The sequence below is a fragment of the Streptomyces sp. NPDC050504 genome, from assembly GCF_044458065.1.
GTDB lineage: Bacteria > Actinomycetota > Actinomycetes > Streptomycetales > Streptomycetaceae > Streptomyces.
Genome location: NZ_JBITHO010000007.1, coordinates 221,822 through 242,418, shown reverse-complemented (window position 1 = coordinate 242,418; position 20,597 = coordinate 221,822). Strand labels below are relative to the sequence as shown.

The following is a 20,597-nucleotide window of genomic DNA, read 5'->3' as shown; positions in this document are numbered from 1 at the left end:
ACTCCCCTTGCTCCACGAACTCCAGGTTCTGAACCCGGCGACCGAGGAGGTCGTCGCCACCGTCCCCGCCGCCACGCCGGGGGACGTCGACGCGGCCGTCGCACGGGCCGCCGGGGCCCAGCGCGGCTGGGCCGCCGCCGCCCCCGCCGACCGTGCCCGGCTGCTGCGCCGGTTCGCCGCGGTCGTCGACGCCCACACCGAGGAGCTGGCCCTCCTCGAAGTGCGCGAGGCCGGCCACACCATCGGCAACGCCCGCTGGGAGGCGGGCAACGTCCGCGACCTGCTCGACTACGCGGCCGGCGGGGTGGAGCGGCTGAACGGACGGCAGATCCCCGTCGCGGGCGGCCTCGACGTCACGATCCTCGAACCCCTCGGCGTCGTCGGCGTGATCGCGCCCTGGAACTTCCCCATGCCGATCGCCGCCTGGGCCACCGCCCCGGCCCTCGCCGCGGGCAACGCGGTGCTCCTGAAGCCCGCCGAGACCACCCCGCTCACCGCGCTCCGGCTGGCCGAACTGGCGCTGGAGGCCGGGCTCCCCGAGGGCCTCTTCCAGGTGCTCCCCGGCGAGGGGGCCGTCGCGGGCGACGCGCTCGTCGAACACCCCGGCACCGCCAAGATCGTCTTCACCGGCTCGACGCGGGTCGGCAAGGGCATCATGGCCAAGTGCGCCGACCGGGTGAAGCGGGTGACGCTCGAACTCGGCGGCAAGAGCCCCAACATCGTCTTCGCCGACGCCGACATCGAGGCCGCCGCGGCCGCCGCACCCATGTCCTTCCTCGACAACAGCGGCCAGGACTGCTGCGCCCGCACCCGCATCCTCGTCCAGCGCAGCGCGTACGACCGCTTCCTGGCGCTCCTCGCCCCCGCGGTCGAGGAGATCGTCGTCGGCGACCCGGCCGACGAGAAGACGCAGATGGGGCCGCTGATCTCCAGGGCCCAGCTGGAGCGCGTACGGGCGTACGTCCCCGACTCCCTCCCCGGCGTCCGCGGCCGCGCGCCCGAAGGACCCGGCTTCTGGTTCCCGCCGACCGTCCTCACCGGCGTCGCCGAGGACGCGCCCTGCGCCGTCGAGGAGGTCTTCGGCCCGGTCGCCGTCGTCCTGCCCTTCGACGACGAGGCGGACGCCGTACGGCTCGCCAACGCCACCGAGTACGGCCTCTCGGGGTCGATCTGGACCCGGGACGTCGGCCGTGCCCTGCGCGTCTCGCGCGCCGTCCGGGCCGGCAACCTCTCCGTCAACTCCCACTCCAGCGTCCGCTACTGGACCCCCTTCGGCGGCTACCAGCAGTCCGGCCTCGGCCGGGAGCTCGGCCCCGACGCACTGACCGCCTTCACCGAAACCAAGAACGTCTTCATCAGCACGGAGGGCCCCGCACTGTGAGCAACGAGAGCAACGAGAACAACGCGAGCAACGCGCCCGTCTGCCGCCGCCTCGTCGGCCGCACCGCCGTCATCACCGGGGCCGGCAGCGGCATCGGCCTGGCCACCGCCCGCCGGCTCGCCTCCGAGGGCGCCCGCGTCGTCTGCGGCGACATCGACGAGACCGCGGGCAAGGCCGCCGCCGAGGCCGTCGGCGGCACCTTCGTACGGGTCGACGTCACCGACGCCGAACAGGTCGACGCGCTCTTCAAGACCGCGTACGACACCTACGGCTCCGTCGACATCGCCTTCAACAACGCGGGCATCTCGCCGCCCGACGACGACTCCATCCTGGAGACCGGCCTGGAGGCGTGGAAGCGCGTCCAGGAGGTCAACCTGACCTCGGTCTACCTCTGCTGCAAGGCCGCGCTCCCCTACATGCGCGCCCAGCGGCGCGGCTCGATCATCAACACCGCCTCGTTCGTGGCCCGCATGGGCGCGGCGACCAGCCAGATCTCGTACACCGCCTCCAAGGGCGGCGTGCTGGCGATGTCGCGCGAGCTGGGCGTGCAGTTCGCCCGGGAGGGCATCAGGGTCAACGCGCTCTGCCCGGGGCCCGTGAACACCCCACTGCTCCAGGAACTGTTCGCCAAGGACCCGGAGCGGGCCGCCAGGCGCCTGGTGCACATCCCGCTGGGCCGGTTCGCCGAGGCGGACGAGATCGCGGCGGCCGTGGCGTTCCTGGCCTCCGACGACTCCTCGTTCGTCAACGCGACGGACTTCCTCGTGGACGGCGGCATCTCCGGGGCGTACGTCACCCCGCTCTAGGAGCACGCCCGGCGCGGCCCTAAGGTGTGCCGCATGACCATGACGACCCCGCCCGGCTGGTACCCGGACCCGAGCGCGCCGACCCTCGAACGCTGGTGGGACGGCACGGCGTGGACCGGGCACACCCGCCCGCCGGGCGGGGCCGCGGACGCGGCGGGACAGGCCGCTGTCCCGCAGGCCCCGGCGTACCCGCAGGCCCCGGCGCAGCAGCCCCCGGCTCCCGCGCCCGCTCCCGGCCCCGCCCAGCACCCCGCGTACCGGCAGCAGCCGCAGCAGCCCTTCCCGCCGCAGCACGCGTCGGCGCCCACCCAGCCGATGCCGCAGCCGACGGGCCCGCGGCCGCCCGCCGGGAACCGCAACCGGCTGATCGCGCTCGTCGCGGCGGGCGCCGTGCTCGCGGGCGCGGTCGTGGCGGGCGTCGTCCTGCTCGGCGGCGAGGACAAGAAGGAACCCGAGGCCAAGGCGGAGAAGAGCGCGGCCTCCCAGGCGGCCCCCAGCAAGCCGGCCGAGCCCTCGCCCACGGCGACCGGGCAGCCCGTCGACGACGCGAACCTCCTCACCGACCAGCTCAACGGCATCACCCTGCCGATGCAGCCGCAGTGGGAGAAGCCCGACAGCACGATGGACAACGTGCCGACGATGCGGACCCAGCCGTCGTACGACTGTCCGGGAGACACCGGGCGGTTCTGCTACAGCGGCACCGTGACCACGCGCACCGCGTCCCTCGCCGACGGCACCACCGCCGAGGCGGTCGCCAAGAAGGACATCCTGACCAACGCCGACCAGTCGTACGACAACGACGCGCTCGGCAACCGTCCGCACGGCGGCCTCAAGTCCCACACCCAGGTCAAGGCGGGCCCGGTCACCGTCGCGGGCAAGCAGGGCTACCTGGTCCGCTGGAAGTGCGTCACGGGCGCGGGCCCCGGCGGGTACGTCCAGTCGCTGGTCTTCCCCGCCCCGACGGCCACGCAGCAGCTCGTGATCGTGCGCTTCACCTTCGACGCGGGGCCCAAGGGCGTCCCGGTGGAGACCATGGACAAGATCACCGCGGGCATCAAGCCGATGGCCTGACCGGCACCGGCCGCAGTGCCGGTGCCGGTGCCGCAGGCCGTACGGACCGCACGGACCGCACGGACCGCGACGGGGCCGCCCCTCACAGGAAGGTGCGGCCCTCGCCCCGGTACGTCGGCACGGCCGCCGTCACCCGGTCGCCCTCGACCAGGTGCAGCTCGTCGAAGCGCTCGCACATCTCCCCGGCCTTGGCGTGCCTGAACCACACCTTGTCGCCGATCCGCAGGTCGTCGGCGACGGCGCCGAGCAGCGGGGTCTGCACCTCGCCAGCCCCCTCCTGCGGGTCGTAGCGCAGGCCCTCGGGGAGGTACGGGACGGGGGAGCGGTCCTGCCCCGCGACCCCGGACGCCGGATAGCCGCCGCCCAGCACGGTCACCACGCCGGGCCCTGGGCGGCGCACCACGGGCTGGGCGAAGAGCGCGGCGGGCCTGCCGGTGAACGACCGGTAGTTGTCGAACAGCCGGGGCAGGTAGAGCCCGGACCCGGCGGCGACCTCCGTCACGGCGTCCTCGGCCGCGGTGTGCTGGACGCTGCCCGTGCCGCCGCCGTTGACGAACTCCAGGTCCGGCGCCACGGCCCGGACCGCGCGCACCACTTCGGCGCGCCGGGCCGCCAGTTCCTTGCGGGCGGCGGCCTGCATGCGGCGCACGGCACCCGACTTGACCGGCTGCCCCGCGACGTCGTCCCCGACCCCGGCGACATGACCCTCGTACGCCATGATGCCCACCAGCCTGAAACCGGGCCGCCGGGCCACCGAGCGCGCCAGGTCCGCGAGTTGGACGGGCTCGTGCAGCGGGGAGCGGCGGGCGCCGATCCGCACCCGGCCGCCGAGCAGGCGCAGCGAGGTGTCCAGCTCCAGACAGACCCGGATCTCCTCGCGGCCCTCCCCGCGCGCCGCGTCGATCAGGTCCAACTGCTCGACGTCGTCGACCATCGCGGTCACCGCGCGGGCGAGCTTGGCGTCCCCGGCCAGCTCGGCGAAAGCGGCCCGGTCGGCGGACGGGTAGGCGAGCAGCACGTCGTCGAACCCGGCCCGCGCCAGCCACAGCGACTCGGCGAGCGTGAACGACATGATCCCGGCGAAGCCCGGCTGGGCGAGGGCCCGTTCGAGCAGCGCGCGGCAGCGCACGGACTTGCTCGCGATCCGGACGGGCTTGCCGCCCGCCCGGCGGGCCAGGTCCCTGGCGTTGGCGTCGAAGGCGTCGAGGTCGACGACCGCGAAGGGTGCGTCGAGGTGCGCGGTGGCCCGGTTGAGCCGGGCCCGGTCAGCGGTTCGGGCAGCCATGCGCGTAGCTTGCCAGAGAGCGTTACCACGGGGTAGCGGGACGATCCGGGCAGAACGCCCGCCCCTGTGCGGCCGGTTCCCGCAGGCCAGGGGGCAGCCCGTAGAGTGACGGCGGCACGGGTACGAGGACCAGGGGGGGGGCGGGATGAGCACGGAGGCACGCCGCGCACCCGCCCAGCAGGAGGGCGACCTGCCCGCACGGCCCCGGCCGGCCACGGAGCCGGACGCCGAGGTGCCCGCACGGCAGACCGATGAACCGGAGACCGCGGGGACCGCGGGGACCACCGAGCAGTCCTCCGCGACACCGTCCGAACCGCCCGCCGCAGCCCCCTCCGAACCGTCCGGCGCGGCACCCTCCGAACCGTCCGAACCATCTGTACCGGTCCCTTCCGAACCGAGCGCCGCGGCACCCTCCGAACCGTCCGCCGCGCCCCCGAAACCGACCGCCCCACCTCCCCCCACGGCGCCCCCCATGCCCACGAACCCCCCGCACCAGGCCGCCCCCGCCCCGGCGCCCGAACCCCCCGCGGAGCGTCCCGCGGTGGTCCCGGACCCAGGTCCCGTGGCCCCCGGGCGCCCCCACCTGCCCCCCGGCTTCCGCCCGGTCCCCCGCTCGACGCTCACCCCGCCGTACGGCACCCAGGCCCCCGCCGCACCCGAGCCGTTCACCGCGCCCGAGCCCGAAGTGCTCCCGTACGCCGAAGAGCCCCTGTACACCGCGCCCGCGGAAGGGCTCCCGTACACCACCCCCACCGCGCCCGCGCCCGTCCCGGGCCCTTCCTCCGCGCCGCTCCCTCCCGCGCCGCTCCCTCCCGCGCCGCTCCCTCCCGCGCCGCACTCCGCCCCCCTCACCCGGTCCCGGCCCGCAGGGGCGCGCCGCCCCGGGCGCACCGCTGCTGCCGCCGCCTGCCTCGTCCTCGGACTCGGGCTCATCGGGGGCGCCGCCACCGGCAGCCTGCTCATCGGCGACTCGGCCGCGGGCACCTCGGGCGACAGCGCGTACACCGACGCCCGCGCCCTGTGGCACAGCGTCCCCGTCGACCGGCTCTTCCCGCGCACGCTCCAGGGCGACGGCGCGGGCCCAGGCGGCGCCGACCGGACGTGGACCAGGATCGGGGTCGCGCCGGACAGCGTCTGCGAGGGCGCACTCGACCCGCTGCTCGTCGAGACGCTCCAGCCGGTCGGCTGCCTGAGCCTGCTGCGCGCCACGTACACCGACGCGACCACCACCAGCGTCACCACCGTCGGCATGGTCTTCACCGAGGCCGACAGCGAGTCGATGGCCGCGCTCGGCACCCGCTTCACCGAGCAGGGCCTCGACGAGCGCACCGACCTGATGCCCCGCGCCCTGCCCGCCAAGGGCACCGTCGCCGCGGACTTCGGCGACAAGCAGCGCGCCAGCTGGACGGTCAAGGTGCTCACCAAGGCGCCCGTCGTGGTCTTCGCGGTGTCGGGCTTCGCGGACGGACGCGCCGTCAGCGACCCCCAGCCCGCCGCCGAGGCCATGGCCAAGGGCAGTACGACACCGGCGGCCCAGGCCGGGCTCGGCAACGAGGCCAAGGGCGTCGCGGACGCCGTGGAGCGCGCCCTGCGCGCCGCGTCGCGCAAGGACAACGGGGCGTAGGGCGAGGGTTAAGGACAGCATGAAGCGACGCCACCACCAGCCCCGTCGGACCTACCGGCCCTACCGGCCCCACAAGTTCATCGCCGCCGCCTGCGCCGCCGCGCTCGCGGTGCTCCCGGCCGCGGGCCCCGCGCACGCCGACTCCATCCGCGACCAGCAGTGGGGCCTGGACGCCATGCGCACCCGCGAGGCCTGGGACACCACCAAGGGGCAGGGCATCACCGTCGCGGTCCTGGACACCGGCGTCGACGACAGCCACCCCGACCTGGCGGGCAACGTCCTGCCCGGCAAGGACTTCATCGGCTTCGGCGCCGTGCGCGGCGACCGCCCCTGGGCCAGGCACGGCACCAACATGGCCGGGATCATCGCGGCCCGCGGCCACGGCTACGACCGCGGCGACGGAGTCGTGGGCATCGCCCCCGAGGCGAAGATCCTCCCGCTCAGGGTGATCCTCGAAAGCGGCGACCCGGCCCGCGACCGGGCCCGCAAGTCGCGCGGCACGGCCCTCGCGCAGGGCATCCGCTGGGCCGTCGACAACGGCGCGGACGTCATCAACCTCTCCCTCGGCGACGACAGCGAGTCCGCGCACCCCGAGGCGGCGGAGGACGCCGCCGTCCAGTACGCGCTCTCCAAGGGCGCCGTCGTCGTCGCGTCGGCCGGCAACAGCGGCGAGAAGGGCGACCACGTCTCGTACCCCGCGGCCTACCCCGGGGTGATCGCGGTGACGGCCGTCGACAAGCAGGGCAACCACGCGTCGTTCTCGACCCGCCGCTGGTACGCGACCGTCGCCGCGCCCGGCAACGAGATCGTCATCGCCGACCCGGACCGGAAGTACTACCAGGGCTGGGGCACCAGCGCCGCCTGCGCCTTCGTCTCGGGCGCCGTCGCCCTCCTGCGCTCCGCCCACCCCGGCCTGCGCCCCGCCCAGATCCGGCAGCTCCTCACCGACACCGCGCGGGACGCCCCCGACGGCGGCCGCGACGACACCAGGGGACACGGCACGGTCGACGTGGCGGCGGCGCTCGAAGCCGCGGAGAAGCTCCGCCCCGCGGAGCCGAGGACCACGTCGTCCGGCTACGCGGGGAAGTACTTCGGTACGGGCCCCGGGGGCGACGGCAGGGGCGGCGGCGAACCGGCGAGCTGGCTGGCCCCGACGGCGGGCGCGCTCGGCGCGCTGCTCCTCGCGGCGGCGGGCGCCCTCTGGCGGGGCGGCCGACTGACCCGCCGCTGAGACCGGGCCCCTCGACGTTCCACCGTCGAGGCGAGGGCCCCGCAGGCCGCGCCCCTCCCCGTACGCCCCTCCCTGAATACCCCACCCCGAACGCCCCACCCCGACCGTTCCTCCCCGGGCGTGCCGCCGTCAGCCCTCCCCGACCGCCTCCCGCGCCGCCGCCTCCACCCGCGCGATACCCTCCGCCAGCGTCGCGTGGCCGTCCGACAGCACCGCGACCGCCCGCCCGCGCACCACGCCCACCGAATGCACCACCCACAGCCCCGTTGCGCGCATCGGCATCCAGCCGTTCTTCAGCGCGTACGGCCCCCCGGCGGCCGACACCCCCCAGCGCTGCCCGTCCACCACCCGGGCCATCGCGCGCGCCACCCCGGGATGCCCGGCGAACACCGACCGCACCACCGTCAGCTGGTCCCGCGCCGTCGTCCGCGTCAGTCCCCACGCCCGGTCGGCGACCGTCTCGCGCAGCCCCAGCCGCGCGTGCGCCGCGTCGAGCCCGGCCGGGCCGCCGACCACCGCGTACAGCGCGCTCGCCGCGTCGTTGTCGCTGCGCCGGATCATCGCGTCGACCAGCGCCCGTTCCCCGGCGTCCGGGGGGCGCCCCCGCAGCGCGAGGGCGAGCGCGATGCCCACCTTCACGACGCTCGCCGAGGAGAACGCCTCCCCGTCGCCGTACGAGAAGCCGTCGGTCGCCACCGAGATGCGGATGCCCACACCCAGGAGGTTAGGGTCGTGGCGTGGCGCTCAAGAACATCCCAGACCCCGGTTTCTCCGACGACGACGGCAGCGCGTCCCCGGCCCTGACCGAGGCGCTCGCCGCCTGGTCGGCCGACCGCACCGCCGTCGGCCCCGTCCTGACGGCCCTGCGCACCGCCCGGCTGCTCGTCCCCGTCGTCGCCGTCCTGGGCGAAGTGGAGGTCGACGAGAACGGCCTCAGGCGCGAGAAGACCAGCGACATGGCGGTGCCCACGCTCACCGCGGGCGACCGGCGCGCGCTGCCCGCCTTCACCTCCACCGCGTCCCTGGCGCTCTGGGACCCCGAGGCCAGGCCCGTCGCCGTACCGCTGCACCAGGCGCTCCAGGCGGCCGCCCACGAGAAGGCCGACACCGTGATCCTCGACATGGCGGGCCCCGTCCCCTTCGAGCTGACCGGCGGCGCCCTGCTCGCCCTCGCCGAGGGCCGCACCAGCGCCGACCCGCTCGACGACCCGGCCGTCACCGGGGCCGTGCGCGCCGCCGTGGCGGCCGAGCCCGCAGTGCTCCGCGCCCACCTCACGCAGGGCCGCGACGCCGACGGCACCCTCGCCCTGGTCCTGGCCCCCGACGCGGCGCCCGCCGAAGCGGCCCGCAGGGTGGCCGAGGCGATCGCGGGCGACGACACACTGAGGGCCCGCCTGGTGCGCGGCCTCGACCTGGCACTGCTGCCGGCCGGAGCCACGCCTCCCGGCGAGCCCTTGTTCGTGCGGAACTAGCTGTCGCTGAGGGTCGGGCGCGGGGCCCCGGTCAGCGGGCCGAGCCGTACACCGGACCCGTGTACTTCTCGCCGGGGCCCTGGCCCGGCTCGTCCGGCACGATCGACGCCTCGCGGAACGCCAGCTGGAGCGACTTCAGGCCGTCGCGCAGCGGAGCCGCGTGGAAGGAGCTGATCTCGGTCGTGCTCGCGTCGAGCAGCCCGGCCAGCGCGTGCACCAGCTTGCGGGCCTCGTCGAGGTCCTTGTGGGCGTCGCCGTCCTCCGTCAGACCGAGCTTCACGGCGGCGGCGCTCATCAGGTTGACGGCGACCGTCACGATCACCTCGACCGCGGGGACCTCCGCGATGTCGCGGGTCATGGCGTCGAAGTCGGTGGTCTCTGCGGACTCACTGGTGGGGGTGGGGGTCGCGTCACTCATGCGTCACACGATAAGCGCAGGAGGACGGCCGGTTCGCACCACCCTGGGGGAGCTGCTAACCTTGTGTAACGACCGGCCGGACACGTGTGTGCCCGGCCCACAAGTGGAGGCTCCGATCTCCCACCTGACCGTCCCCCGGGACGGCGGGTCACCGGTCAGGCGACGGCCATCGTTCCGTACGGACGATGGAGTCGCCCGAAGTGCGCCCCGCGGTTGACCGCGGCGGTGCTCCGGTATTCCCAAGGAGCCCCGCCTGTGTCCCGTCCGGGGCATTTTTTCTGTTCCGGTGCGGTTGGTCCTAAGGAAAAAGACGTACGCGGCCGTCTGCCAGGCGGTCCGTGTGGTGCTACCGAGGAGGATCCATCAGCGCCGAGCCCCGCATCAACGACCGGATTCGCGTTCCCGAAGTGCGACTTGTCGGTCCCAGCGGCGAGCAGGTCGGGATTGTTCCGCTTGCCAAGGCCCTTGAGCTTGCGCAGGAGTACGACCTCGACCTGGTCGAGGTCGCGGCGAACGCCCGTCCGCCCGTCTGCAAGCTCATGGACTACGGGAAGTTCAAGTACGAGTCGGCCATGAAGGCCCGTGAGGCGCGCAAGAACCAGGCGCACACGGTCATCAAGGAGATGAAGCTCCGGCCGAAGATCGACCCGCACGACTACGACACCAAAAAGGGTCACGTCGTCCGGTTCCTCAAGCAGGGCGACAAGGTCAAGATCACGATCATGTTCCGCGGTCGCGAGCAGTCCCGTCCGGAGCTCGGCTTCCGGCTGCTGCAGCGCCTCGCTTCGGACGTCGAGGACCTCGGGTTCATCGAGTCGAACCCGAAGCAGGACGGCCGAAACATGATCATGGTTCTGGGCCCGCACAAGAAGAAGACCGAGGCGATGGCCGAGGCCCGCGAGGCGCAGGCCGCCCGCAAGGCCGAGCGCCAGGGTCAGTCCGCGGACGAGTCCGGTCGGGACGCGGTCGCTGAGCCGGTCGCCGAGGACGCGGTCGCCGAGGCACCCGCCGAGGCCTGATCTTCCGGACTGCCGTCCTGGAGATCAACCAATACAACTGAGGCTCCCACCCGCCGGCCCGGGTCGGCCGGGGGCGCCACTGACGATGGAGAGAACGGCGCGATGCCGAAGAACAAGACGCACAGCGGTTCCAAGAAGCGCTTCAAGATCACCGGCTCCGGCAAGGTGCTCCGTGAGCGCGCCGGCAAGCGCCACCTGCTGGAGCACAAGTCGTCCCGGCTGACGCGCCGCCTCACCGGCAACGCCGAGATGGCCCCGGGCGACGCCGCGAAGATCAAGAAGCTTCTCGGCAAGTGACGTCGTCGTCCCCGCCCGACCGGCCGGGGACGGGACGTCAGCACCGGGACCAATTCGTTTTCGGGTCGTGTGAGTCCAACCACGGCCCCGCTACAAGGAGTCAAAAGTGGCACGCGTCAAGCGGGCAGTAAACGCCCACAAGAAGCGCCGGGCGATCCTCGAGGCCGCCAGCGGTTACCGCGGTCAGCGTTCGCGCCTGTACCGCAAGGCCAAGGAGCAGGTCACCCACTCCCTGGTCTACAACTACAACGACCGCAAGAAGCGCAAGGGCGACTTCCGTCAGCTGTGGATCCAGCGCATCAACGCCGCTGCCCGCGCCAACGGCATCACCTACAACCGCTTCATCCAGGGTCTGAAGGCCGCCAACATCGAGGTGGACCGCAAGATCCTCGCGGAGCTGGCCGTGAACGACACCAACGCGTTCGCCGCGCTGGTCGAGGTCGCGCAGAAGGCCCTCCCGGCCGACGTCAACGCCCCGAAGGCCGCGGCCTGATCGGTCGCGTCACGCGGAAACGACGCTGAACGGACCCGCAGGCGGCTCGCCGCCTGCGGGTCCGCTCGCGTTCCCGCCCCCACGGCAGCACGAAGCAGAGAAGAGAACCGCACCGCCATGCGCACCCCCGAGCTGATCTCCCCGCGATCCCCGCGCGTCACCGCCGCCCGCCGGCTGGCCAAGCGCAGCTTCCGGGGCAAGGAGCGCAGGTTCATCGCCGAGGGGCCGCAGGCCGTGCGCGAGGCCGCCGGGCACCGCGGCGCCGACGGGGCCGCCACCCTGATCGAGCTGTTCAGCACCGTCGAGGCCGCCGAGCGGTACGCCGACATCGTCGCCGCGGCCCGCGCCGCGGGCGCCCTCGTCCACCTGGCCTCCGACGACGTGCTCGCCGAGGTCTCCCAGACCGTCACCCCGCAGGGCATCGTCGGCGTCTGCCGCTTCCTCGACACGCCCTTCGACGACGTCCTGCGCGCCCGCCCCAAGCTCGTCGCCGTCCTCGCCCACGTACGCGACCCCGGGAACGCCGGGACCGTGCTGCGCTGCGCCGACGCCGCGGGCGCCGACGCGGTCGTCCTCACCGACGCCTCCGTCGACCTCTACAACCCCAAGTCCGTACGCGCCTCCGTCGGCTCCCTCTTCCACCTGCCCGTCGCCGTGGGCGTCCCCGTCGAACAGGCCGTGAGCGGACTGCGGGACGCGGGCGTGCGGATCCTGGCCGCCGACGGCGCGGGCGACGACGACCTCGACGACGAACTGGACGCGGGCACCATGGGCACCCCGACCGCCTGGATCTTCGGCAACGAGGCGTGGGGGCTCCCGGAGGAGACCCGCGCGCTGGCCGACGCCGTCGTGCGCGTCCCCATCCACGGCAAGGCCGAGAGCCTGAATCTGGCCACCGCGGCCGCGGTCTGCCTGTACGCCTCCGCGCGTGCGCAGCGCCCCGCACGCCGTACTGACGGCTGAAAGCGCTGCCACCCCCCGCGGACCCGCCGCCGGGACCGCACAGTCTCGGCCGTCTTGGCCGACCGGTACTGGCTGAGGGGGTCCGCGCCGTCACTCCCAGCTAGTAGTGTGACGGGCTCGGGGGCCCACTGCGCGAGCCGGAGGGGTGGGACAAGGGGATGGCCGTCGGGACGAGTGAACCCGCATCGACACAGAGGCGCGCCGCGCCCATGGGCGGCGACGGGTTCGACGTCGACCCGGACGACCTCCCCGACGGGCTGGTCGTCGCCGACGAGCGGGGCCGCGTCGTCTGCTTCAACGCCGCGGCCGCCCGCATCACCGCCGTCCCCAGCGCCGCCGCCATCGGCCGCGCCCTGGAGGACGCGCTGCCCCTGGAAGACCTCAAGGGCCACCGCTGGTGGGCGCTGACCGACCCCTACGGCGGCCTCGCCACCCGCGTCGGCCAGCCCGAGCGCAACCTCCTGCTGCCCGGCGGCCGCGAAGTGCTGGTCTCCGCGCGCTACGTCCGCGACCACCCCACGGGCCCCGTCCGCCGCCTCGTCGTCTGCCTGCGCTCCACCGAGGCCAGGCGCCGCACCGAGCGCAGCCACGCCGAACTCATCGCCACCGTCGCCCACGAACTGCGCTCCCCGCTGACCTCGGTGAAGGGCTTCACGGCCACGCTGCTGGCCAAGTGGGAGCGGTTCACCGACGACCAGAAGCGCCTCATGCTGGAGACGGTCGACGCCGACGCCAACCGCGTCACCCGGCTCATCGCCGAACTCCTGGACATCTCGCGCATCGACTCCGGCCGCCTCGAAGTGCGCCGCCAGCCCATCGACGCGGGCGCGGCCGTGGGCCGCCACGTCCAGGCGCTGACCGCGGCGGGCCAGTCGCCCGACCGCTTCCTCGTACGGATCAGGCAGCCGCTGCCCGACCTGTGGGCGGACCCCGACAAGGTCGACCAGGTGCTCGGCAACCTGCTGGAAAATGCCGTGCGCCACGGCGAGGGAACGGTCACCATCGAGGTGGCACCCGCAGCCGACGAGAAGGGCACGGCAGTCACCGTGAGCGACGAGGGCCCCGGCATCCCCGAGGAGTCGATGGGCCGCGTCTTCACCCGCTTCTGGCGGGGGAGCAAGCGCGGCGGCACCGGCCTGGGCCTGTACATCGTCAAGGGCATCGTCGAGGCGCACGGCGGGACGATCACCGTGGGGCGCGGCCCCGGCGGTGGCGCCGAATTCCGATTTATCCTGCCCGTGGGGGCCCCGGCCTATCTGGCCTGAGGCTCCACGGGCCGCTTCGCATCCGCGCAACCTTTAGACTCGACCTTTGGCGCGTTCGTGCCGGGGTCGTCCAGAGCGTCGGCCGCGGGTGACTCCCAGCCACAGCCAATCGGAAACACGGGAAGAGATGTCGGCACCCAATAAGTCGTACGACCCAGTTGAGGTCGAGGCCCTGAAACCGGAAGAGATCGAGCGCGCACGGGACGAGGCGATCGCCGCCTTCGCCGCCGCGGGCGACCTCGAAGCGCTCGCCCACGCGAAGACCGCGCACACCGGCGGGACCTCGCCGCTGTCGCTGGCCAACCGCGAGATCGGCGCCCTGCCCCCGCAGGCCAAGGCCGCCGCGGGCAAGCTCGTGGGCATGGCCCGCGGCGCGGTCAACAAGGCACTCGCGGCCCGCCAGACCGAGCTGGAGGCGGAACGCGACGAGCGCGTGCTGGTCGAGGAGGCCGTGGACGTCACGCTGCCCCACGACCGCACCCCGGCAGGCGCCCGCCACCCGCTCACCACCCTCATGGAGCGCGTCGCCGACGTCTTCGTGGCGATGGGCTACGAGGTCGCGGAGGGCCCCGAGGTCGAGGCGGAGTGGTTCAACTTCGACGCCCTGAACTTCGTCCCCGACCACCCCGCGCGCCAGATGCAGGACACCTTCTTCGTCGAGGGCGCCGACGGCGCCAAGACCGACGAGTCCGGTGTCGTGCTGCGCACGCACACCTCGCCCGTGCAGGCCCGCACCCTGCTCGACCGCGAGCCCCCCGTCTACGTCGTCTGCCCCGGCCGCGTGTACCGCACCGACGAGCTGGACGCCACGCACACCCCGGTCTTCCACCAGATCGAGCTGCTGGCCGTCGACGAGGGCCTGACCATGGCCGACCTCAAGGGCACCCTGGACCACATGGTGCAGGCGCTCTTCGGCCCGGACATGAAGACCCGGCTGCGGCCGCACTTCTTCCCCTTCACCGAGCCGTCCGCCGAGATGGACATGGTCTGCTACGTCTGCCGCGGCGCGTCCGTCGGCGACCCCGACCGCCCCTGCCGCACCTGCGGCAGCGAGGGCTGGATCGAGCTCGGCGGCTGCGGCATGGTCAACCCCAAGGTGCTCACCGCCTGCGGCGTCGACCCCCGCAAGTACAGCGGATTCGCCTTCGGGTTCGGCATCGAACGGATGCTGATGTTCCGCCACAACGTCGAAGACATGCGAGACATGGTCGAGGGTGACATCCGGTTCACCCGGCCGTTCGGGATGGAGATCTGATGCGGGTCCCGCTTTCCTGGCTGCGGGAGTACGTCGACCTCCCCGCCACCGAGACCGGCCGCGACGTACAGGCCAAGCTCGTCTCCGCCGGTCTTGAGGTCGAGACCGTCGAGCAGCTCGGCGCCGGGCTCAAGGGCCCGCTCGTCGTCGGCAAGGTCCTCACCATCGAGGAGCTGACGGAGTTCAAGAAGCCCATCCGCTTCTGCACCGTCGACGTCGGGCAGGCCAACGGCACCGGCGAGCCCCAGGAGATCGTCTGCGGCGCGCGCAACTTCGCCGTCGGCGACAAGGTCGTCGTGGTCCTGCCGGGCGCCGTGCTGCCCGGCGACTTCGCGATCGCCGCGCGCAAGACGTACGGCAAGACCTCGCACGGCATGATCTGCTCGGGCGACGAGCTGGGCATGGGCGACGACGGCTCCGGCGGCATCATCGTGCTGCCGCCCGAGCACGAGGTCGGCAGCGACGCGATCGAGCTCCTGGAGCTGGTCGACGAGGTGCTGGACATCGCCGTCACGCCGGACCGCGGCTACTGCCTGTCCATGCGCGGCGTCGCCCGCGAGGTCGCCACCGCCTACGGCCTGCCGCTGCGCGACCCGGCCCTCCTCGACGTGCCCGCGCCGAACTCCTTCGGCCACCCGGTGAAGATCGCCGACCCGCTCGGCTGCGACCGCTTCACCGCGCGCACCGTCGTCGGCCTCGACCCCGAGGCACGCTCCCCGATCTGGCTCCAGCGCCGCCTCCAGAAGGCGGGCATGCGCCCGATCTCGCTCGCCGTCGACGTCACCAACTACGTGATGATCGAGCTCGGCCAGCCGCTGCACGCCTACGACCGCAGCCGCCTCGACGGAACCATCGGGGTCCGCCGCGCCGAGCAGGGCGAGGTGCTGACCACCCTCGACGGCGTCAAGCGCAAGCTCGACCCCGCCGACCTGGTCATCACCGACGACCGCGGCCCCATCGGCATCGCGGGCGTCATGGGCGGCGCCAACACGGAGATCGCCGACGCCACGGCCGACCCGGAGACCGGCGCCGTCGTCGGCACCACTGAGGTCGTCATCGAGGCCGCGCACTTCGACGCGCTCTCCATCGCCCGCACCGCGCGCCGCCACAAGCTGCCCTCCGAGGCGTCCAAGCGCTTCGAGCGCGGCGTGGACCCGCAGGCGGGCGCCGCCGCCGCGCAGCGCACCGTCGACCTGCTGGTGCTGCTCGCGGGCGGCACCGCGGAGGCCGGGGTCACCGAGGTCATCGCGCCGTCCGCGCCGCGCACGATCACGATGCCCGCCGACCACCCGGACCGCGTGGCGGGCGTCGAGTACGGTCGCGAGACCGTGGTGCGCCGCCTCCAGGAGGTCGGCTGCGACGTCTACGGCCAGGACGACCTGACCGTGACCGTGCCGTCCTGGCGGCCCGACCTCGCCGAGCCCAACGACCTCGCCGAAGAGGTCATCCGCCTGGAGGGGTACGAGAACCTCCCCTCCACGCTGCCCACGCCGCCCTCGGGCCGCGGGCTCACCGAGAGCCAGCGGCTGCACCGCCGCTTCGGCCGCGCGCTGGCCGGGGCCGGTTACGTCGAGGCGCTGAGCTACCCGTTCATCGGGGAGCAGGTCTTCGACCAGCTCGGCATCGCCGCCGACGACGACCTGCGCAAGGTCGTCAAGCTGGTCAACCCGCTCTCCGACGAGGAGCCCGCGCTCCGCACGACGCTGCTGCCCGGCCTCCTCGCCGCGCTGCGCCGCAACGACGGGCGCGGCAGCCACGACCTGGCGCTCTTCGAGACCGGCCTCGTCTTCCGGCCCACCGGCCAGGAGAAGAAGCCGGTGCGGCTGCCCGTCGACCGTCGGCCCACCGACGCCGAGATCGCCGAGCTGGGCGCCACGCTGCCCGCGCAGCCGCGGCACGCGGCCGTGGTGCTCAGCGGCGCCCGCGAGCAGGCCGGCTGGTGGGGCAAGGGCCGCCCGGCGACCTGGGCGGACGCCGTCGAGGCCGCCCGCACCCTGGCCCGCGAGGCCGGTGCGGAGCTCATCGTCGACCAGGGCCAGTACGGCCCCTGGCACCCGGGACGCTGCGCCGAGCTGAAGGTCGTGATCGACGGGGACGTCGTCGTCGTCGGCCACGCGGGCGAACTGCACCCGCGCGTGGTGAAGGCGCTCTCGCTGCCCGCCCGCACCTGCGCGATGGAGCTCGACCTGGACCGGCTGGAGAAGGCCGGAGAGGGGGCGCTCGCCGCGCCCCGCATCTCCACCTTCCCCGTCGCCACCCAGGACGTCGCGCTGGTCGTGGACGCCGAGGTGCCCGCCGCCGTCGTGCAGTACTTCCTGCAGGGCGGCGCCGGTGAACTCCTCGAATCCATCCGGCTGTTCGACGTCTTCACCGGCGACCAGCTGGGCGAGGGCAAGAAGTCCCTGGCGTACGCGCTGCGCTTCCGCGCACCGGACCGCACGCTGACCGTCGAGGAGGCCACGGCCGCCCGCGACGCCGCGGTGGCCCTGGCCGCCGAGCACACCGGGGCGGTGCTGCGCGGCGCCTGACGCCCGCTGCTCCGCAGAGGGGGCGCGTCCGGGAACTTCCCGGATGCGCCCCCTCACTCGTTCGAGTGAGAGTTACGGGCGCTGTTCCCCTGGAGTGCTCCCTATGGACAGAATCGTCCCCGGCCGCAGGGGCGGCCCGGCCGGACCGGCGCAGAAAACGGTTTCTGGTAAACGGTTTCTGAGCGCGGCCCAGCGTGCTGGACGACCTATGAGGGGACCAGCGGCATGATTCTCGCGGGCGGCACAGGCGACACACGGGCCAGGCAGCTCCTCCCCCTCGCGCTCCCCGCCGTATGGGGCGCCCTGGCCGTCGTCTGGAAGCTCGCCTGTCCCATCGCCCAGGACGACAGCATGGCGCCCCGGGTCACCAGCAGCATCGTCTTCTTCTCCGTCGGCGCGGGCCTGGTGCTCGGCGCCCGCCGCCACCTCGCGCTGCAACTGCGGCAGATCCGCGAGGTGGCGCACGCCGCGCAGCAGGTGCTGCTGCGACCGCTGCCGCCCAGGATCGACGGGCTGGCGATCGCCGCGTCCCAGCTCTCGGCCGCGCGCGGCGCGACGGTCGGCGGGGACCTGTACGAGGCGGTGGCCACCCCGTACGGCGTGCGCGTGGTCATGGGCGACGTGCGGGGCCACGGCCTGAGCGCGCTCGGCGCGGTCGCCGCCGTCCTCGGCAGCTTCCGCGAGGCCGCGCACGACGAGGCCGAACTGGCCGGTGTGCTCAGGCGCCTGGAGCGCGCCCTCCAGCGGCACCTGCGGGAGCGCTCGCGCGCCGAGCACCCCGCGTCGGGCGGCGCCGAGCCCGACTGCCCGATGGCCGAGGAGTTCGTGACACTCCTGCTGCTGGAGATCGGCCCCGAGGGGCAGCTGTCCGCGGTCAACTGCGGGCACCCCTGGCCGTACCGGCTCGACCGGCGCGCCGAGCCGCTGTCGACCGGCGACCCGCTGCCCCCGCTCGGCCCCTTCCCGCTGCCCGCCGACATCCCGGTGCACACCTGCGCGCGGCTGCTGCCGAGCGAGGCGCTGTTCCTGCACACGGACGGCGCCGAGGACGCCAGGGACGGCGGTGGCGCCTTCTTCCCGCTGGAGGAACTGCTCGCGGAGATCGCCGACTCGTCGCCGGTCAGCCCCGCCGCGGTGATCCGCCGGGTGCACGGGGCGCTGCTGCGGCACACCGGGGGCAGGCCCACCGACGACATCGCGCTGCTGGTGCTGCGGAACGACCGTGCACGGGTACCGGCGCAGCCGGGGGAAGCGGTCCTGCGCCGCCGTACCCGTACCCGTTCCGCCGCCTCCAATCGCTGAGAGCGCGGTGTTCCGCGTCCGCCCGCCCTGCTGCGGAGTGTCGGGCAGATCAAGCAGGGCGAACGGCGCGGTGCGGGCCGTCGCACTGTTCGAGGGGGAGCCGACGGCCCGTCCGCCTCATGGTGAGGCGGTCAGCAGTCAACCGGTCGGGGAGCGCGGGCGGCAGGGTGTGCGGCGCATAGATGCGTGCATTCCGTTCACACGGGGTGTGAAGGGCGCTCCACTACGCTTGGGGCGCACCGAGCCGTCGGAGGGGCACATGATGGAGCCCAACATCCTGCTCGAATCGCTCATCGACGAGGCGGGCGTCTCCAAAGCGGGGCTCGCCGTGCACATCAATCTGGCCGGCAGAGCCAGAGGGCTCTCGCTGCGGTACGAACACACCGCGGTGGCCCGCTGGTTGAAGGGGCAGCGGCCGCGCGGCCAGGTGCCCGACCTGCTCTGCGAGGTGCTCACCGCCCGGCTGCACCGGGCGGTGACCCTCGACGACATCGGCCTCGGGAAACCGGGCGAGGGGGCCTCGTCGCACTCCTCGCCGCTCTCCGGCTTCGTGGAGCGGGCCACCGCGCTGTGGCGCTCCGACGAGCAGCAGCGCCCGCACATAGTGGGCGCGCCCGCGGTCACCGGCACCCCGGCGATCGTGCCCGTGTGGGAGTGGGAGAACCCGCCGGAGGACGCGGACGTCTCGCGCAGCGGCCAGGTCAGGGTCTCGCTCGCCGACATCGAGATGCTGCGCGCGGCCAGGGCGCACTACGAGCTGATGTACCGCAGGGCGGGCGGCATCGCGACGCGCAGCCGGGTCGTCGGCTTCCTGAACGCGGAGACGGCGCCGCTGCTGCGCGGCTCGTACAACGACGCGCTGGGCCGCCAACTGCACCGGGCCACCGGGGGGCTGGTGGCGGTGGCGGGCATCTGCGCGTACGACTCCGACGCGCACGGCCTGGCGCAGCGCTACTTCCACCAGGCGCTGCGGCTGGCGAAGGCCAGCGGGGACCGGGCGCTGGGCGGCTACGTGATCGCGCTGCTCGTCAACCAGCTGCTCTACATGGGGGAGTTCCGGCAGTCGGTGGCGTTCGCCGAGGCCGCGCTGCGGGCCGCGGGGCACCACATCTCGCCCGCGCTGGCCGCCGATCTGAACGCGATGCAGGCGAAGGCGTACGCGCACCTGGGCGACAGCGCCGCCGCGCTGGCCTGCATCAGGCGGGCCGAGGCGGAGGCCGAACGGATCAGGCCGGGGCACGAGCCGGACGAGACGGGCTACGTCCAGCCGGGGCTGGTGAACGTGCAGGTGGCGGAGGCGCTGCTGAGCCTGGGCGACCTGCCCGCCGCGCGGGAGCACGCGACGGCCGCCGTGGACACTCCGGCGCACGACCGGGGCCGCATCCACCGTCTCGCGATGCTCACCCACATCGAGCTCCGCCAGGGCGAGGCGGACCGGGCGGCCGAAACCGCCGCGGAAATGGCAGAGCGCGCCAGGGGGATGGAGTCGCAGCGGCTCAGGGACCGGCTGCGTGCGGTGCGCGAGCACCTGGTGGCCAGTGGGGGCAACGATGCGGAAAAAGCTGCCGAGTTGATCGACGGGGCGTTGCGCGTTCCCCTGTGAGCACTCGCCTGCTGCGATATTGCCATCTCCCTGTCGGAAGGTGGCAGAAAAGTGCAGTGGACGAAACTAAGTGAACAACCTGTATACGGAAACCGCTGGTTCAAGGTGAACCTGGCGGACGTCGAGCTCCCCGACGGCCGGCACCTCGACCACTTCGTCATCAGGCTCAGGGCGGTCGCGATCGCCACGGTCGTCAACGAGGCGAACGAGGTGCTGCTGCTCTGGCGGCACCGGTTCATCACCGACAGCTGGGGGTGGGAACTCGCGGCGGGGGTGGTGGAGGACGGCGAGGACGTCGCCGCCGCCGCTGCCCGCGAGATGGAGGAGGAGACCGGGTGGCGGCCCGGCCCCTTGCGGCACCTGCTCACCGTCGAGCCGTCCAACGGGCTCACGGACGCCAGGCACCACCTCTACTGGGCGGAGGAGGCGACCTACACGGGACACCCCGAGGACGACTTCGAGTCCTCGCGCCGCGAGTGGGTACCGCTCAAGCTGGTGCCCGACATGATCGCCCGTGGCGAGGTCCCGGCCGCCAACATGGCGGCCGGACTGCTGATGCTGCACCACCTCAGGCTGGGCTGAGG

At 73.6% G+C, this 20,597-nt stretch carries 19 protein-coding genes; 16 read left to right on the top strand and 3 right to left on the bottom strand.

The features are described 5' to 3' along the window. Positions 1 to 7: 7 nt before the first annotated feature. The 3 genes from ACIBNE_RS26995 to ACIBNE_RS26985 are packed head-to-tail and all read left to right on the top strand — an operon-like array spanning position 8 to position 3,258. A complete protein-coding gene (locus tag ACIBNE_RS26995) occupies positions 8 to 1,381 on the top strand; it encodes an aldehyde dehydrogenase family protein (RefSeq protein WP_399275868.1) in 1,374 nt (457 codons plus the stop codon). Beyond that, a complete protein-coding gene (locus tag ACIBNE_RS26990) occupies positions 1,378 to 2,187 on the top strand; it encodes a 3-oxoacyl-ACP reductase (RefSeq protein WP_399275866.1) in 810 nt (269 codons plus the stop codon). The genes ACIBNE_RS26995 and ACIBNE_RS26990 overlap by 4 nt, the downstream gene beginning before the upstream one ends. Positions 2,188 to 2,220: 33 nt before the next feature. Beyond that, a complete protein-coding gene (locus ACIBNE_RS26985; protein ID WP_399275864.1) occupies positions 2,221 to 3,258 on the top strand; it encodes a DUF2510 domain-containing protein in 1,038 nt (345 codons plus the stop codon). Between the two features lie 82 nt (positions 3,259 to 3,340). Here the strand turns inward: ACIBNE_RS26985 and ACIBNE_RS26980 are convergent, their stop codons facing one another. Continuing rightward, positions 3,341 to 4,543, bottom strand: coding sequence for an amino acid deaminase/aldolase (locus tag ACIBNE_RS26980; RefSeq protein WP_399275862.1), 1,203 nt, complete (start codon positions 4,541 to 4,543; stop codon positions 3,341 to 3,343). 472 nt (positions 4,544 to 5,015) lie between these two features. Here ACIBNE_RS26980 and ACIBNE_RS26975 point away from each other — a divergent pair, with 472 nt between their 5' ends. Continuing rightward, positions 5,016 to 6,167 (top strand): hypothetical protein, encoded by a 1,152-nt coding sequence (locus tag ACIBNE_RS26975; protein WP_399275860.1) that lies wholly within the window; start codon positions 5,016 to 5,018, stop codon positions 6,165 to 6,167. 19 nt (positions 6,168 to 6,186) lie between these two features. After that, positions 6,187 to 7,398, top strand: coding sequence for a type VII secretion-associated serine protease mycosin (gene mycP / locus ACIBNE_RS26970; protein ID WP_399275858.1), 1,212 nt, complete (start codon positions 6,187 to 6,189; stop codon positions 7,396 to 7,398). Positions 7,399 to 7,527: 129 nt separating this feature from the next. Here mycP and ACIBNE_RS26965 read toward each other — a convergent pair whose 3' ends face one another. Further along, the gene (locus ACIBNE_RS26965) at positions 7,528 to 8,112 is read right to left on the bottom strand and encodes a serine hydrolase (RefSeq protein WP_399275856.1); all 585 of its coding nucleotides are present in this window, start codon (positions 8,110 to 8,112) and stop codon (positions 7,528 to 7,530) included. Positions 8,113 to 8,135: 23 nt separating this feature from the next. Between ACIBNE_RS26965 and ACIBNE_RS26960 the strand changes: the two genes are divergently transcribed. Continuing rightward, positions 8,136 to 8,870, top strand: a complete 735-nt coding sequence (locus ACIBNE_RS26960) for an SseB family protein (protein ID WP_399275854.1) — start codon at positions 8,136 to 8,138, stop codon at positions 8,868 to 8,870. Between the two features lie 31 nt (positions 8,871 to 8,901). On the opposite strand, the gene ACIBNE_RS26955 is transcribed toward ACIBNE_RS26960, so the two are convergent. Further along, the gene (locus ACIBNE_RS26955) at positions 8,902 to 9,288 is read right to left on the bottom strand and encodes a DUF1844 domain-containing protein (RefSeq protein WP_399275852.1); all 387 of its coding nucleotides are present in this window, start codon (positions 9,286 to 9,288) and stop codon (positions 8,902 to 8,904) included. Between the two features lie 338 nt (positions 9,289 to 9,626). Between ACIBNE_RS26955 and infC the strand changes: the two genes are divergently transcribed. From infC to ACIBNE_RS26905, 10 genes are all read left to right on the top strand, one after another. After that, positions 9,627 to 10,307, top strand: coding sequence for a translation initiation factor IF-3 (gene infC, locus ACIBNE_RS26950; protein ID WP_399275850.1), 681 nt, complete (start codon positions 9,627 to 9,629; stop codon positions 10,305 to 10,307). 102 nt (positions 10,308 to 10,409) lie between these two features. After that, the gene (gene rpmI, locus ACIBNE_RS26945) at positions 10,410 to 10,604 is read left to right on the top strand and encodes a 50S ribosomal protein L35 (RefSeq protein WP_215182940.1); all 195 of its coding nucleotides are present in this window, start codon (positions 10,410 to 10,412) and stop codon (positions 10,602 to 10,604) included. 106 nt (positions 10,605 to 10,710) lie between these two features. Further along, the gene (rplT, locus tag ACIBNE_RS26940; protein WP_399275848.1) at positions 10,711 to 11,097 is read left to right on the top strand and encodes a 50S ribosomal protein L20; all 387 of its coding nucleotides are present in this window, start codon (positions 10,711 to 10,713) and stop codon (positions 11,095 to 11,097) included. 117 nt (positions 11,098 to 11,214) lie between these two features. After that, positions 11,215 to 12,060, top strand: coding sequence for a TrmH family RNA methyltransferase (locus tag ACIBNE_RS26935; RefSeq protein ID WP_399275845.1), 846 nt, complete (start codon positions 11,215 to 11,217; stop codon positions 12,058 to 12,060). A 209-nt stretch (positions 12,061 to 12,269) separates the two neighbouring features. Further along, on the top strand, positions 12,270 to 13,325 hold the full coding sequence (locus ACIBNE_RS26930; RefSeq protein WP_399275843.1) for an ATP-binding protein: 1,056 nt from the start codon (positions 12,270 to 12,272) through the stop codon (positions 13,323 to 13,325). Positions 13,326 to 13,452: 127 nt separating this feature from the next. After that, complete coding sequence (gene pheS, locus ACIBNE_RS26925; protein WP_399275841.1) at positions 13,453 to 14,580, top strand: phenylalanine--tRNA ligase subunit alpha; 1,128 nt, start codon at positions 13,453 to 13,455, stop codon at positions 14,578 to 14,580. Further along, a complete protein-coding gene (gene pheT / locus ACIBNE_RS26920) occupies positions 14,580 to 17,108 on the top strand; it encodes a phenylalanine--tRNA ligase subunit beta (protein ID WP_399275838.1) in 2,529 nt (842 codons plus the stop codon). The genes pheS and pheT overlap by 1 nt, the downstream gene beginning before the upstream one ends. Before the next feature lie 225 nt (positions 17,109 to 17,333). Continuing rightward, entirely contained in the window at positions 17,334 to 18,410 is a 1,077-nt protein-coding gene (locus tag ACIBNE_RS26915; protein WP_399275836.1) for a PP2C family protein-serine/threonine phosphatase, read from the top strand. Positions 18,411 to 18,672: 262 nt separating this feature from the next. Further along, complete coding sequence (locus ACIBNE_RS26910) at positions 18,673 to 20,013, top strand: transcriptional regulator (RefSeq protein ID WP_399276296.1); 1,341 nt, start codon at positions 18,673 to 18,675, stop codon at positions 20,011 to 20,013. A gap of 51 nt (positions 20,014 to 20,064) precedes the next feature. Then, a complete protein-coding gene (locus ACIBNE_RS26905; RefSeq protein WP_399275834.1) occupies positions 20,065 to 20,595 on the top strand; it encodes an NUDIX hydrolase in 531 nt (176 codons plus the stop codon). Positions 20,596 to 20,597: the final 2 nt, after the last annotated feature.